The sequence below is a fragment of the Pseudomonas sp. FR229a genome (genome assembly GCF_030209115.1).
GTDB classification, from domain to species: Bacteria; Pseudomonadota; Gammaproteobacteria; order Pseudomonadales; family Pseudomonadaceae; genus Aquipseudomonas; species Aquipseudomonas moraviensis_A.
On record NZ_JARVSP010000023.1, the window covers coordinates 1 to 13,693 of the forward strand.

Sequence of the window (13,693 nt, forward strand, 5' to 3'; positions counted from 1 at the left end):
AAGTTGCGCAGTACTGCGCAACTTCTTGCGCACTTGGCTGCAGGCCTTGCACTGCTTGGGCTGCAGAGGATTTAGGCCCTGAAATATTACGACCTACTGCGCAACTTCTTGCGCAGTTGGGGATTTGCCGGGACCGAGGTGACTGCTTCGCGAGCAGGCTCGCTCCCACATGGAATTCGTGGATCGCCCTAAGGCTTGGGCCTACACCGAACCTGTGGGAGCGAGCCTGCTCGCGAAGGCGGCTGTTCAGGCAAATCATTGGTGACTGATAGACCGCTATCGCGAGCAGGCTCACTCCTACAGGGGGATAAGTGGTTTGCCCCGAAGTCGTGTTCATGCGCGAAACCTGTGGGAGCGAGCCTGCTCGCGAAGGCGGCTGTTCAGGCAAATCATTGGCGACTGATAGACCGCTATCGCGAGCAGGCTCACTCCTACAGGAGAGTGGCGCAAAGCTCAGGTCAGGTTGATACCCAAAGTTTCGGCACATTCTTCAAGCGAACGCCGTTGCGTCTCGGCATACAACTCCAACTCATCAATGGTCGAGCGCCCCAGCGCCTGTTCGAATGCCTGGCGATTGGAATGTTCGGCGTATTGCGTCTGCGCAGAATCGCCAAGGTTCGACTGAAAAATCCCCGCCGCGCTCACCGGCAGGAAATCTTCGTACACCAGCGGCTCCGCTTTCACATAGCCCTCGCGCAGCAATTCATCCAGAGACGATCCCCCCAGTCCTCGCGCCGCCAGGCCCTTATCCGTAGCGAAATAACGAAAGTACGCCAGCCCCTGTTCGCGCATGCCCTCGACGCTGTCAGGAAATTCCACAAAGTGCTGAGTCATCAGCGCGTTGTAATGTGCAGCATTGGCTTCGTTGGGAAAATCGCCCAGTTCGTCGCGGGCTGCATTCAGCAGACGGTCATACAGCGCGCGCCCCTTGGGTGTCAGGGCAGCGCCGCGTTGTTCGATTTCGCCGAACCGGGCGCTGTGGCTGCCAAGGATTTCAGGCTGGTCGCTGAAGGCGATCGGCTCGTCCAGCGCCTTGAAGCTGGTCTGGCGCAGCAGGATCGGGCACTTGCGGCGCGGTGGGCCTTCAATCACCGCTTTGGGTGTGATGCCATGGGCGGGCATCTGCTCCTGCACGGTGTCGATGTCCAGCGTACGTGGCGTAAGGTGATTGATGTGCGGGCCTTTGAACGCCACGACGTCGGCGACCAAGCGGTGCTGGGCGCTGAGTTTCTGGTACTGCGCGCCAGTGACGGTGGCGCTGTGGTGCCAGCGAAAAGTCTCCAGTGCCTGTCGGACAAATTCTGCGGCGTCAGCTTCGTTTAGCCCGCCCGCTGTTTCCGCCTGTTCAATCAGGCGCAACGCGGAGTCGGTAAAAATCGAACGCCGGGCCAGCACCGACTCGGCAAAAGAACGCAGTTCAGGGGCTTCAATCAGCTCCAGGCGCAGCAACGAGGTGAACACACGAAACGGGCTGATTCGCAGCGCCTCTTCATGCACCGCGCGAAACGCCGTCGAATGCACCGGCACGCCCGCCGGCGTCAGGTCGTAATAACCCACCGGCTGCATACCCATCACCGCGAACAGGCGGGCGAGGGTGGCCAGTTCGCTCGCCGTGCCGACGCGAATGGCACCGTGGCGTTCCATGTCCAGCCGCTCGATTTCGCCGGTGCGCCTGAGGTGCCCGGCAATCTCAGGCTGACGTGCCAGCACGTCGCGATTGGTGTTCTCTACCAGTTCCATCAGCGCGCCGTACAGCGGCACCTCTTCGCGGTACATGTCGGACATCGCTCGGGAGAAGCGTTGGCGGATCAGGTCGGGGCTGACGAACGGCTGCACGGTCATGAAAAAAATTCCTGCCACGGTCACGGAATGGATGCCGGAAAAGATCGCAGCCTTCGCCCACGCGGGCAAACGAAGAATCCTACGAACTTCATTCTGCCAACGACTGATCCACCAGCTCGATCCAATGCTTGACCGGCGTGCGCCCGGCGCTGGCCAGATGGCTCTGACAGCCGACGTTGGACGTGACGATCAATTCCGGCCGGCCACTTTCGAGCGCGTTGAGGCGCTGGTCGCGCAGTTGCCGCGCCAGCACGGGTTGGGTCAGCGAGTAAGTGCCCGCCGAGCCGCAGCACAAATGGCCGTCCGCTACCTGAGTGAGGTTGAAACCGAGTCGGGTCAGCACTGCTTCCACCGCGCCGCCGAGTTTCAGTGCGTGCTGCAAAGTGCACGGGCAATGCACGGCGATGCGCCGTTCGCTGGCGGCGCACACCTGTTCCAGCGGTTCCGCCGCGATGACTTGCACCAGATCCCGAGTCATTTCGCTGATCCGCCGTGCTTTTAACGCATAGACTGGATCGCCCGCCAGCAAATGCCCGTAATCCTTGATGAACGCGCCACAACCACTGGCTGTCTGCACGATGGCTTCGGCACCGTTCTGCAGATGCGGCCACCAGGCATCGATATTCTGTCGTGCGCGGTCGAGGCCCTTGGCCTGGGCGTCGAGGTGATAGTCGAGTGCGCCGCAACAACCGGCCTCGCTCACCGGCGTCACGCTGATGCCCAGACGATCGAGGACCCGCGCCGTCGCGTCATTGGTGTTCGGCGACAGCCCCGGTTGCACGCAACCTTCAAGCAACAACACCCGGCGCGCATGCCGTGGAGCGGGGCGCGTACTCGTAACGGCGGCGTGCTGCGGCAGTTTGCTTTCCAGCAGGCGTGGCAGCAGCGGTCGAAAGGTCGCGCCCATTCGCAGCAAGCCCTTGAACAAACGCGGATTCGGCGCCAGCGCGCGCAAGCCTTCGCGCAGCAAGCGCTGGGCTGCCGGGCGCGGCACCGCGTGATCAACCACCGCGCGGCCAATGTCGAGCAGGTTGTGATAATCGACCCCGGACGGACAGGTGGTTTCACAGTTGCGGCACGACAGGCAGCGATCCAGATGCAGCTGCGTCTGCTCGGTGGCCGGCGCGCCTTCCAGCACTTGCTTGATCAGATAAATGCGCCCGCGCGGCCCGTCGAGCTCATCGCCGAGCAATTGATAGGTCGGGCACGTCGCGTTGCAGAAGCCGCAATGCACGCAGGTGCGCAGGATTTTTTCCGCCTCGGCGGCGCGGGGTAATTGGCGCGATTGCTCGCTGAGCGTGGTTTGCATGGCTAGACCTCCGCGTACATTCGTCCGGGGTTGAACAGCCCTTGCGGGTCGAGTTGTGCCTTGAGTTGCCGGTGGTAGCGCAGCAAGGTCGGCGCCAAAGGTTGAAACGGCGAATCGGTGGCGCCATGCGTAAAGCACGTCGCATGGCCGCCAAAGGACTGGGCGAGGGCGTGAATCTCGGTGCTATCAGATTTAAGCCAGCGTTGTGCGCCCGCCCAGTCGATCAGTTGCTCGCCGGGCAGCTCGAGCGGGCCGAGATCGTTTGGCAATGACAGGCGCCACAGCGGCAAGCCTTCGTCGAAAAACCTCAGGCGCTGTTCGTTGAGATCGCGCCAGAAAACCGAATCCAGCGGTTCGCCGCCGAGGCGTTGATGCGCCGCCGTCACCGATCCTTCGCCACCTTCCAGGCGCAAATACAGACTCTGGCCGTCGTGACACGCGGCGCTGATCGGCAGCGGTTGCTGACCCCACTCGGCGAGTTTGCTCAGAGCGCGGACACAATCGATGTCGAGGCGAATGCTCAGGCACTGGCGTGGTTTCGGCAGGACTTTCAGCGACACTTCGGTCAGCACGCCGAGGCAGCCGAAACTCCCGGCCATCAGTCGCGACAGGTCGTAACCGGCGACGTTTTTCATCACTTCGCCGCCGAAGCGCAGATGCTGACCGAGACCGGTGATCACCCGCGTGCCGAGGACGAAATCGCGTACCGAACCGGACCACGGCCGGCGTGGCCCGGACAACCCTGCGGCGATCATGCCGCCGACCGTGGCACTGTCAGCGAAGGACGGCGGTTCGCAGGGCAGCATTTGCCCGGCGTCATCCAGCGCCGCGAGCAGCTCGGACAATGGCGTGCCGGCGCGCACCGTGACCACCAGTTCCGTCGGATCGTACTGGACGATGCCGCGATGGGCGCGGCTGTCGAGCACTTCGCCGGCCACCTCGCGACCAAGAAACGCCTTGCTGTTGCCGCCCTGAATCTTCAACGGCATGGCATTGGCCCGCGCAGCATTCACTTGGTCGAGCAGGGCCTCGGCGGCATCGAAATCAGCCATCAGAATCGCTCCAGCTCGGGGAAGGGCAGTTGCCCGGCGTGGATGTGCATGGCGCCAAATTCGGCGCAGCGGTGCAGGGTCGGAATGTTCTTGCCGGGGTTGAGCAGGCCCTGCGGATCAAATGCAGTTTTGACCGCGTGAAACAGCAGCAACTCGTCGCTGTTGAACTGCGCGCACATCTGATTGATTTTCTCGCGCCCGACGCCGTGCTCACCGGTAATGCTGCCGCCGACCTTCACGCACAGTTCGAGGATCTTGCCGCCCAACGCCTCGGCGCGATGCAGCTCGCCCGGCTGGTTGGCGTCGAACAGGATCAGCGGGTGCATGTTGCCGTCACCGGCGTGGAAAACATTGGCCACGCGCAGGCCAAATTCCTCGCCGAGGCTGGCGATACCTTGCAGCACAGCGGGCAGTTCGCGGCGCGGGATGGTGCCGTCCATGCAGTAATAATCCGGCGACAACCGACCGATCGCCGGGAAGGCATTTTTGCGCCCGGCCCAGAAACGCACGCGTTCGGCCTCGTCCTGAGCCTGGCGCACCTCAGTGGCCCCGGCTGCTGTCATGACTTCGCGCACGCGTTGGCAATCGTCGTGCACGTCGGCTTCGACGCCGTCGAGTTCGCACAGCAGAATCGCCTCGGCATTGACCGGGTAACCGGCGTGGATAAAGTCTTCAGCGGCGCGAATGGCCAGGTTGTCCATCATTTCCAGACCACCGGGGATGATCCCGGCGGCGATGATTTCGGCGACCGCGCGGCCGGCCTTTTCCACTGAATCGAAACTGCCAAGCAAAACCTTGGCGACTTGCGGTTTGGGCAATAACTTCACCGTGACTTCGGTGATGATGCCCAGCAATCCCTCGGAGCCGGTGAACAAGGCGAGCAGGTCAAAACCGGCTGAATCGAGCGCCTCGGAGCCCAGTGTCAGGCGTTCGCCCTCGATGGTCAGCACTTCGATTTTCAGCACGTTGTGCACGGTCAGGCCGTACTTGAGGCAATGCACGCCACCTGCGTTTTCCGCGACGTTGCCGCCGATCGAACAGGCGATCTGCGATGACGGATCGGGCGCGTAATACAGGCCGAACGGAGCTGCGGCCTGGGAGATGGCGAGGTTGCGCACGCCGGGTTGAACCCGCGCGATACGTGCGGCGGGGTCGATATGCAGGATGTTGTTGAAGCGCGCCATCACCAGCAGCAGGCCTTTTTCCAGTGGCAGCGCGCCGCCAGACAATCCCGTGCCGGCACCTCGGGCGACCACCGGCACATTGTTCCGATGGCAAAGTTTCAGCAGGGTTTGCACTTGCTCGATTCGCCGGGGCAGGGCGACCAGCATGGGCGTGGTGCGGTAGGCGGAGAGGCCGTCGCATTCGTAGGGCTTGAGTTCATCCTCGCGCCAGAGAATGTCCAGATCCGGCAGGGCCTGCTGCAGGGTCTTGAGCAGTTCGGCCTTGTTCACTTCGGGCAATGGACCGTCGAGGCGTTCGTCGTAAAGGATGTTCATCGCCCACCGCCGATGTCCTGTTGAAATACCCACCTGTTGCGAGGGAGCTTGCTCCCGCTGGGGCGCGAAGCGGCCCCTCTGCTACCAATGCGCGTCTGATTCAACGCGCCGGGATTGGGTCTGCTGCGCAGCCCAGCGGGAGCAAGCTCCCTCGCCACGAGGTAAGCGTTCATTTTTGCGATCCCAGGAATTGCTGATACCGCCGCGCCGTGTTCGCCGGCTGTTCGACCATCGGCATGTGCCCGACGTGATCCCACACATCCACTTCAAGGTTGGCAATGCCCTTGCTCCAGACCGGCACGCTGCTGACGTCGATCAAGCGATCCTTGCGCCCCCACAGCAGCAGCGCCGGACATTTGATGTCGGCCAGTTTCGGCTCCATCGGCGGGCTGGCATGGAAGTCGCGGAAGATTTCTTCGAGCTCGTCACGTTGTTGCTCGTAGCGCTGGGCGACGGCGTCCAGCACCAGTTTCGGCACCCACGGCGGCGACTCCATGGTCATGGCGTAGAAACGCTGGAATTCTTCACGGGAGTTGATCAGGAACGGATTGTGCCCGCGTGCCAGGTGGCGCTCCATGTCGCTCGGCTCTGGTGCGGTGACGCCGGCCGGGTCGATCAAGGCCAGCGAAGCGATCCGCTCGGGATAGCTCGCCGCGAGCCACGCAGCGATGTAGCCGCCCATGGAGTTGCCGATCACATGGACTTTCTCCACGCCGCAGACATCGAGTAGCTGAATCATGCGTTTGGCCTGAACCGCGATGTCATAACCGCCTCCGGCCTTGAAGCCGGTTTCGCCGTGGCCGGCCAGATCCGGGATGATCACCCGATACTCGCGTACAAAATGCCGGGCGCAGCGCAGCCAGAGGTTTTTGTCGGCGCTGAAGCCGTGCAGCATCAGAATCGCGCTGGACGCCTCGTATGGCCCGCCTTGCCAGGTCGACACAGTCATCTCGGCGATCGGCACTTCGATCTTGTGCAGTTTGTACAACCTGGCCTCGATGGCCATGGCCAGGTCGTACAGCCAATGGCCGACCGCTGGGTAACTCAACCAGCTCCAGGCCACGAAAACCGCGAGGGCGACAAACAGCAAAAGCATCGACGTCTTCCTTATACGTGTTCAGGACAAAATATGGTCGGCCGGTTTCAGCGCTCGGGTCAGCAGGTGATAGCTGAAACTGAAGCCGGGAAACATCGCGATCACATGGCCGCTCTCGCTCTGGTACCAACTGTGGCAACCGCCGGACTTCCACACGGTGCGCTGCATTTCCCGGTGGATCATTGCAGTGTAGGTACGTTCCGCGTCATGGCGCACTTCGATGCTGCGCAGGCCTTTGGCCTGCACGGTGCGAATGCAGTCGAGGATGTAGTTCATCTGCGATTCGATGATGAACAGCGCCGAAGTGTGGCCAATGCCGGTGTTCGGCCCGGTGACGATAAACAGGTTGGGGAAATCCGGCAGGCTGGTGCCCAGGTAGGCGCGCGGATATTCGGCCCAGACATCTCTGAGTTGCACCGCGTTCTTGCCGCTGACCGGGTAGGAAATCACCCCGTCGGTGGCGTCGTAACCGGTCGACCAGACGATCAGATCAACATCGACATGCTCGCCGTCCACCGTGTTGATCCCGCTTTCGTCGATCGAAGCGATGCCATGCTCGCGACTGTGCAGCGTGACGTTGGCGCGGCTCAGCGCCGGGTAATACGTGCTGGAGACCAGCACCCGCTTGCAGCCGATGGTGAAATCCGGGGTGAGTTGCTGCCGCAGCACCGGGTCGGGAACCTGGCGTTTGAGGAACCGCAGCGCATGTTGCTGGACCAGGTGAATCGCCGGTTTCGAGTATTTGAAGGCGATCACCCGGGTTTCGAATTGCCAGTAGATCAGCCAGCGCAGCAGCTTGTACGCCGGCTTCAAGCCGAGCAGCCAACGCTGGAAGCGGCCGAATTTGCGATCGGCACGTGGCAGCACCCAATGCGGCGTGCGCTGGAACACATGCAGGTGTTCGACCTGGGGTGCAATTGCCGGAATCACCTGGGCCGCGCTGGCACCGCTGCCGACAATCGCCACGCGTTTACCGCGATAGTCGTAGCTGTGATCCCAATGGTTTGTATGAAACGTCTTGCCTTGAAAGCGATCCATCCCGGGGAAGTGTGGGATGACCGGCTGACTTAACGGCCCGGAGGCGTTGATCAGGAACTGTGTGTGAAAGATGCCTTTGGCACGGGTGTACACCGTCCAGCACTTATCCGCTTCGTCCCATTCGACGCGCTCGACGTCGGCTTGCAGCTCCACGCGGTCGCGCAAACCGAACTGCTCGATCACTTGCTCGGTGTAGCGCTGCAGTTCTGCCTGTCCGGCAAACATCTGCGACCAGCGGTAGGGTGCGAACGAGAGCGAATACAGCGGCGACGGCACGTCCACCGCTGCCCCGGGGTAGGTGTTCTGGCACCAGGTGCCGCCGAAAAAGTCGCGTCGCTCCAGTATGCGAAAGTCATCGATCCCGGCCTTGACCAGGTTGACCGCCGCGCACTGGCCGCCGAAACCGCTGCCGATGATCAACACATGGTAGGTGTGCATGGGCCCCCTTTTTATAGTTGTTTTTCCTTTTCCCCTGTTTCATTTATAGCCAACTCTGGGCTTCGTGTGCGGCGCTGATAGCGCTCTATTCAGGCCGCTGGCCGGTGATGGCTATTTAGCGGCGCCCTGATAGACTCCGAACACATCCGTGTCGGGGTGAAACCATTGCAGCGCGCGGTCGAGGCCCTTATGGGAAATACGCGGGGAAAGGGACTTTCACTGGCCAGGAGGCTGTACAGGTCGCGGGTGTTCGGGCTGCTGCTCGGGCTCATGTGCGTCAGCGTGGCGATGTATTCCCTCGATCCGCCGCTGTGGGTGTGGGGCCTGATGCTGTTCAATGGCCTGATCTGGCCGCATCTGGCGTTTCAATGGGCGCGCCGCTCGAGCGTGCCGTTCCGCGCCGAACACCGCAACTTGCTGATCGATGCATTCATGGGCGGCTTCTGGGTCGCTGCCATGCAGTTCAATCCGCTGCCCAGCGCAACCACGATTTCGATGATGGCGATGAACAATGTCGCCATTGGCGGTGGCCGATTCCTGCTCGCCGGGACGGCGGCACAGCTATTGGGTATCGGCGTCGGGCTGGTGGTGTTCGCACCGGCGTACATCCCGCCGACTTCGCCATTGCAGCTTTACGCCTGTTTGCCTTTGTTGTTGCTGTATCCGCTGGCGCTTGGCTGGATCTGCTTTCGTCAGGCCTCCACCCTCGGCCGGCACAAGCGTGAGCTGTTGGCGTTGAGTCGCACCGACAGCCTGACCGGGCTGCTCAATCACGGCGCGTGGAAGGATCAACTGAACCTCGCATTCCAGCGCTGTAAGCGCCAGCAGCAAGGCGCGGCGATTGCGTTGATCGACATCGATCACTTCAAGGCGATCAATGACACCTACGGCCATGTCGCCGGCGATATCGTCCTGCGCCAGTTGAGCAAACTGCTCAAGCAGAATCTGCGCGCCACCGATGTCGCCGGGCGCTACGGCGGGGATGAGTTCTGCGTGATCCTGCCGGAACTGCCGCTGTTCAATGCCGCTCAGGCCATGGAAGCCTTGCGCGAACGCTTCGCGATGCTGGGCTATGAGCAGAATCCGGCGTTGAAGGTCAGTCTGAGCATTGGCCTGGCCGCGTATGACCCGAGCCATGCCGACGCCACGCGTTGGCTGGACGATGCCGATCAGGCCTTGTACGAAGCCAAGGCGAGTGGGCGCAATCGGGTCATCTGCAACAGCGACAACAAGCCGAGGCAGGCGCTGCTGGATTCGGTCTGAGGGACACCCCGCCGATTGAAACTGTAGGAGTGAGCCTGCTCGCGATAGCAATCTGTCAGTGATTTGAATGCTGACTGATACAACGCTATCGCGAGCAGGCTCACTCCTACAGGTTTGTTCGGTGTCGGTCTGGAGAGTGTCGCATTCGCTATAGAGCCTTGCGTCAATGTCGGTTACGGTTGAATCCCTCCGATACGAAACAAGGACTGCTTCATGACGTTCTCATTTCCCCGCTCTCTGCTGGCCGCCAGCCTCGGTCTGTCCCTCGCATTCTCGGCCGCAAACGCCGCCGAACCGCACAAACAAGTGCTCGCCGATGCCGAGCAGTATCAGCCCGAAGCCCTGAAATTGTTGGAGCGACTGGTCAATATCGACTCCGGCTCAGGTTATGAGCCGGGCCTGAAACAGGTCAGCGACATTGCCATCGATGAACTGAAAAAACTCGGCGCCACCATCGAACTGGTGCCCAACACCCCGGAAAAATCCAACCACGTGCTGGCCACGCTCAAAGGCACCGGCAAAGCGAAGATCCTCCTGATGGCGCACATGGACACGGTGTTCAAGGAAGGCTCCGCCGCCGAGCGGCCTTTCCACATCAAGGACGGCCGCGCCTACGGGCCGGGTGTAATGGACGACAAGGGCGGCATCGTCGCCGGCATCTACGCATTGAAAGTGCTGAAGAACCTCGACTTCAAGGATTACGCGCAGATCACCTTCCTGCTCGACGCCAGCGAAGAAACCGGCTCGGACGTCGCCACCGACCTGATCAAGAAAACCGCCAAACAGCACGACGTCACCCTCAACCTCGAACCGGGGCGCCCGGCCGATGGTCTGGTGGTGTGGCGCAAGGGCAGTGCGACGGCGCTGGTCGAAGTCAAAGGCAAAGCCGCCCACGCCGGGGTCGCGCCAGAATTGGGCCGGAACGCGGCGATGGAAGCGGCGCACCAGATTCTGCAACTGGGCAAGCTCGGCGATGAGGCGAAGAAGACCACCATCAACTTTACCGTGCTCAAGGCCGGTGATCGCACCAACGTAATCCCGGACCAGGCCACGGCCAAGGCTGATGTGCGCGCGGCGGTGCCGGAAGAGTTCGATCGTATCGAGAAGGATCTGGCGCGGGTCTCGCAGGACAAGTTGATTGCCGAGACCGAGGTGAAAACCTCTCTGCAGCGCGGATTGCCGCCGATGCCGCAGACCGCTGAGTCCGATCGCTTGATGGCCATGGCTCAAGGCATTTACGGCGAAATTGGCCGCAAGCTCACCGAGGAGGGCAGCGGCGGCGCGGCGGATGCCAGTTTGTCCGCAGGCGTAGGGACACCGACGCTGGATGGCTTCGGGATCGTCGGCGGCAATATTCACACGCCGGAGGAATATGCCGAAGTGGCGAGCGTGGCGCCGCGGATTTATCTGTTGTCGCGGATGATCATGGAGTTGGCGAAGCCGCGGTGATGGAATTGGTGGTGTGAATGTTTGGGGCGGGGTGTCAGTTGACTCGCCCCTCACCCTAGCCCTCTCCCCCAGGAGAGGGGACTGACCGCGTTGTTTGTAGTCAATGCGGCAAGCTTGAGATTTTCTGCTGAATTCAATTTCGCATTCAACACGGTCCACCACGTCGGCGCAGATCCTGAGCATCCCCCAATCGGTTCCCTCTCCCTCCGGGAGAGGGCTAGGGTGAGGGGCTTTTATAGTCTCGGTTCGCAGATAACTCTGCGACGATCTTGGCCGGTCGAATACAGAACCTGACCTTTCTGGAGTGAACTCGGGCCGCCTGTGCGATGCACCAGTTTGTTGTCGTGCGGGATCTGGCCGATACCTTTGCCAGCCTTAACCTCAAGGGCATCTCCGATTGTGATTTGACGCGGGTGACCAGCGCGGTTCATCTGCTGATGCGCGAGGGCTGCGCGATTCTGAATGTGATTCAGGCGCGGGCGGCGCAGCGGGAGGAGGGGTAGAAGACGCCGGTTTAGCGGTGCCGCAATAGACGCTTTCGCGAGCAGGCTCGCTCCCACAGGGGACCGCATTTCAACTGTGGGAGCGAGCCTGCTCGCGAAGGGGCCGGTGCAGCGTGTGCATCACTCCTTGACGCTCATGTATTCCTTGGCCCAGAGAATGTATTCCTCCGGCTGGGTATAGGTGTGCGTCAATTCGGTCGCGCTCAGGTCGGCGGCCTGGGTGAAGATCTGCCGCTGTTCGCGCAGGCTGTCGTAAGTCGCTTTGATCGCAGCGAAGTAGGCGCCGTGGCCGTCGATGGTCACGCGTACGCCGAGTTCGGCCAGGCGTTTGTCGTCGCGCAGGGCCGGGTTGCCGTAAGTGACCAGCATCAGCGGCACGGTGAGATGCTCGGCGATCTGTTCCAGTTGATCGAAGTCCTGCACGCCGACCATGCAGATACCGTCAGCGCCCGCCGCCTGATATTGGCGGGTGCGGCTGATGATTTCCTGGTTCGGCAGAATGCCGGCGTTGGTGCGGGCGATGATCGCCATTTCCGTGTCGACCCGCGCTTCCAGCGCCGCGCGGATCTTGCCGACGCCTTCGGCGACGGTGATCAGGTCGGTGGATTTGCGCCCGAATTGTGCGGGCAGCAGGGTGTCTTCGATGGTCAGTGCCGCGACGCCGGCGCGTTCCAGTTCGACGATGGTGCGCATGACGTTAAGAGCGTTACCGTAGCCGTGATCGGCGTCGGCGATCACTGGCAATTGGGCGACGCGGCCGATGCGCGTGGCCTGTTCGGCGAATTCGCTGAGGGTGATCAGGGCGAAGTCCGGGGCGCCGAGCACCTGCAGGGAGGCCACGGAACCGCCGAGGATACCCACTTCAAAACCCAGGTCAGCGGCGATGCGGGCGGACATCGGGTCGAACACCGAAGCCGTGTGATAGCAGGTGTCGGAGGCCAGCAACTGACGGAAATTACGGCGCAAATCTTGATGGGAAAGCCTGGTCATACGAGTTCCACCAATACATAAGGAATGGAGAGGCTTGAGCAAAGGTGTCAACGCCGAAGAATGAAAAGGCTATCACGCGAATGGGTCAGGAATCATGACGAATTTGCGCGGCAGGACTGGCGGCTGAAAGGTTTAATCTCTCGCGCCGGGCATATCAGGCCGCCACGGCGTGTTGCTGTTGATGGGGCAGGAGCACCGCACGCACCGAATTACCCGGCTGAAGTTGCAGGCGTTTGGCGGTGAGACGATCGACCATAAGGCTGTTACCCACCAGTCGCCCGGGCGCCACGGTGATGCGGCAGTTTTCCAGGCGGCGGTTGTGAATCAGCCACAACGGCGCCTTCTCGTCCGGGATGCCGAGGCTCAGGGTCAGTTCGAGACTGTCACGCACCGTGCGAATGCTGCGGATCGGCGCTTCGATGACCGGGCCACCGTCGAAAATGTCGATGTAACCCTGGTGCGCAAAACCTTCAGCCTGAAGGATTTTCAATGCCGGTTGGGTGTTCGGGTGAGTCTGGCCGATCGCCGCCTGTGCCTGTTCGGTCAGCAGGCAGGTGTACAGCGGCTGACGTGGCATCAGTTCGGCGATAAAGGCTTTGTTGCCCAGCCCCGACAAGTGATCGGCGTGGGTGAAATCCATCTGGAAAAAGTGTCGGCCAAGGCTGTCCCAGAACGGCGAGCAACCGTTTTCATCGGCACTGCCGCGCAGTTCGGCGATCATCTTCTCGCCAAACAGATGCGGAAACTCGGCGACAAACAGCAGGCGCCCCAGCGACAACAGGCGGCCATTGCTGCCGCTGCGCTGGTCATGGCGCAGAAACAGCGAGCACAGTTCCGATTGTCCGGTCAGTTCATTGTTGAGGAACAACGTCGGAATCTGCCGCTGAATGCCCAGGTCCGGCGCCGAACTGACGGTCACGCCGAGCCGGTAGTTGTACCAGGGTTCGCGCAGCCCAACCGCGCCAGCCATCGCGCTGACACCGACCACGCGCTGCTCATCATCCTCGAGGACAAACAGATAATCGGCATCGGCACGTTCCACCTGTTCGGCGAACGCCCGTTGCGCCCAACGCACCCGGTGCGCGAGGCGGTCCTCGTTGGCAGGAAGGGTGGTGAAGCCCGGCCCGGCCTGTTCGACGAGCGTCATCAAGGCAGGCAGGTCGCTGACTTTTACCGGACGGACAATCATGCTCCTACTCCTTCTGCGTACCGAT

Annotated in this window: 10 protein-coding genes and 1 pseudogene; 3 read left to right on the forward strand and 8 right to left on the reverse strand. The window is 61.7% G+C overall.

Annotated features, from left to right (window positions below):
- Positions 1 to 453 precede the first annotated feature (453 nt).
- From hglS to QRN33_RS18945, 6 genes are all read right to left on the reverse strand, one after another.
- Entirely contained in the window at positions 454 to 1,842 is a 1,389-nt protein-coding gene (gene hglS / locus QRN33_RS18920; RefSeq protein WP_285409535.1) for a 2-oxoadipate dioxygenase/decarboxylase HglS, read from the reverse strand.
- 88 nt (positions 1,843 to 1,930) lie between these two features.
- On the reverse strand, positions 1,931 to 3,151 hold the full coding sequence (glcF, locus tag QRN33_RS18925) for a glycolate oxidase subunit GlcF (RefSeq protein WP_285409536.1): 1,221 nt from the start codon (positions 3,149 to 3,151) through the stop codon (positions 1,931 to 1,933).
- A gap of 2 nt (positions 3,152 to 3,153) precedes the next feature.
- Positions 3,154 to 4,203, reverse strand: a complete 1,050-nt coding sequence (gene glcE / locus QRN33_RS18930) for a glycolate oxidase subunit GlcE (protein WP_285409537.1) — start codon at positions 4,201 to 4,203, stop codon at positions 3,154 to 3,156.
- The gene (gene glcD, locus QRN33_RS18935; protein ID WP_285409538.1) at positions 4,203 to 5,702 is read right to left on the reverse strand and encodes a glycolate oxidase subunit GlcD; all 1,500 of its coding nucleotides are present in this window, start codon (positions 5,700 to 5,702) and stop codon (positions 4,203 to 4,205) included. Before glcD ends, glcE begins: the two co-directional genes overlap by 1 nt.
- Before the next feature lie 169 nt (positions 5,703 to 5,871).
- Positions 5,872 to 6,798: an alpha/beta fold hydrolase gene (locus tag QRN33_RS18940; protein ID WP_042609516.1), complete on the reverse strand. Its 927-nt coding sequence runs from the start codon at positions 6,796 to 6,798 to the stop codon at positions 5,872 to 5,874.
- Positions 6,799 to 6,819: 21 nt separating this feature from the next.
- Complete coding sequence (locus QRN33_RS18945) at positions 6,820 to 8,274, reverse strand: flavin-containing monooxygenase (RefSeq protein ID WP_285409539.1); 1,455 nt, start codon at positions 8,272 to 8,274, stop codon at positions 6,820 to 6,822.
- Between the two features lie 189 nt (positions 8,275 to 8,463).
- Here QRN33_RS18945 and QRN33_RS18950 point away from each other — a divergent pair, with 189 nt between their 5' ends.
- The 3 genes and pseudogenes from QRN33_RS18950 to QRN33_RS18960 all read left to right on the forward strand — a co-directional run.
- Positions 8,464 to 9,537: a diguanylate cyclase gene (locus QRN33_RS18950; protein ID WP_285409540.1), complete on the forward strand. Its 1,074-nt coding sequence runs from the start codon at positions 8,464 to 8,466 to the stop codon at positions 9,535 to 9,537.
- Between the two features lie 213 nt (positions 9,538 to 9,750).
- Positions 9,751 to 10,986: a M20/M25/M40 family metallo-hydrolase gene (locus QRN33_RS18955; protein ID WP_116658919.1), complete on the forward strand. Its 1,236-nt coding sequence runs from the start codon at positions 9,751 to 9,753 to the stop codon at positions 10,984 to 10,986.
- Between the two features lie 314 nt (positions 10,987 to 11,300).
- A pseudogene (locus QRN33_RS18960) lies at positions 11,301 to 11,489 on the forward strand (hypothetical protein); the annotation flags it as partial.
- A 120-nt stretch (positions 11,490 to 11,609) separates the two neighbouring features.
- Here QRN33_RS18960 and QRN33_RS18965 read toward each other — a convergent pair.
- Positions 11,610 to 12,479, reverse strand: a complete 870-nt coding sequence (locus QRN33_RS18965; protein WP_024012471.1) for an oxaloacetate decarboxylase — start codon at positions 12,477 to 12,479, stop codon at positions 11,610 to 11,612.
- 154 nt (positions 12,480 to 12,633) lie between these two features.
- On the reverse strand, positions 12,634 to 13,668 hold the full coding sequence (gene astA, locus QRN33_RS18970; RefSeq protein WP_285409541.1) for an arginine N-succinyltransferase: 1,035 nt from the start codon (positions 13,666 to 13,668) through the stop codon (positions 12,634 to 12,636).
- Positions 13,669 to 13,693: the final 25 nt, after the last annotated feature.

What these genes read in the sequence shown, in the direction of transcription:
- hglS (WP_285409535.1), bottom strand. Translation starts at nt 1,842, where the DNA reads ATGACCGTGCAGCCGTTCGTCAGCCCCGACCTGATCCGCCAACGCTTC.
- glcF (WP_285409536.1), bottom strand. Translation starts at nt 3,151, where the DNA reads ATGCAAACCACGCTCAGCGAGCAATCGCGCCAATTACCCCGCGCCGCC.
- glcE (WP_285409537.1), bottom strand. Translation starts at nt 4,203, where the DNA reads ATGGCTGATTTCGATGCCGCCGAGGCCCTGCTCGACCAAGTGAATGCT.
- glcD (WP_285409538.1), bottom strand. Translation starts at nt 5,702, where the DNA reads ATGAACATCCTTTACGACGAACGCCTCGACGGTCCATTGCCCGAAGTG.
- QRN33_RS18940 (WP_042609516.1), bottom strand. Translation starts at nt 6,798, where the DNA reads ATGCTTTTGCTGTTTGTCGCCCTCGCGGTTTTCGTGGCCTGGAGCTGG.
- QRN33_RS18945 (WP_285409539.1), bottom strand. Translation starts at nt 8,274, where the DNA reads ATGCACACCTACCATGTGTTGATCATCGGCAGCGGTTTCGGCGGCCAG.
- QRN33_RS18950 (WP_285409540.1), top strand. Translation starts at nt 8,464, where the DNA reads ATGGGAAATACGCGGGGAAAGGGACTTTCACTGGCCAGGAGGCTGTAC.
- QRN33_RS18955 (WP_116658919.1), top strand. Translation starts at nt 9,751, where the DNA reads ATGACGTTCTCATTTCCCCGCTCTCTGCTGGCCGCCAGCCTCGGTCTG.
- QRN33_RS18965 (WP_024012471.1), bottom strand. Translation starts at nt 12,479, where the DNA reads ATGACCAGGCTTTCCCATCAAGATTTGCGCCGTAATTTCCGTCAGTTG.
- astA (WP_285409541.1), bottom strand. Translation starts at nt 13,668, where the DNA reads ATGATTGTCCGTCCGGTAAAAGTCAGCGACCTGCCTGCCTTGATGACG.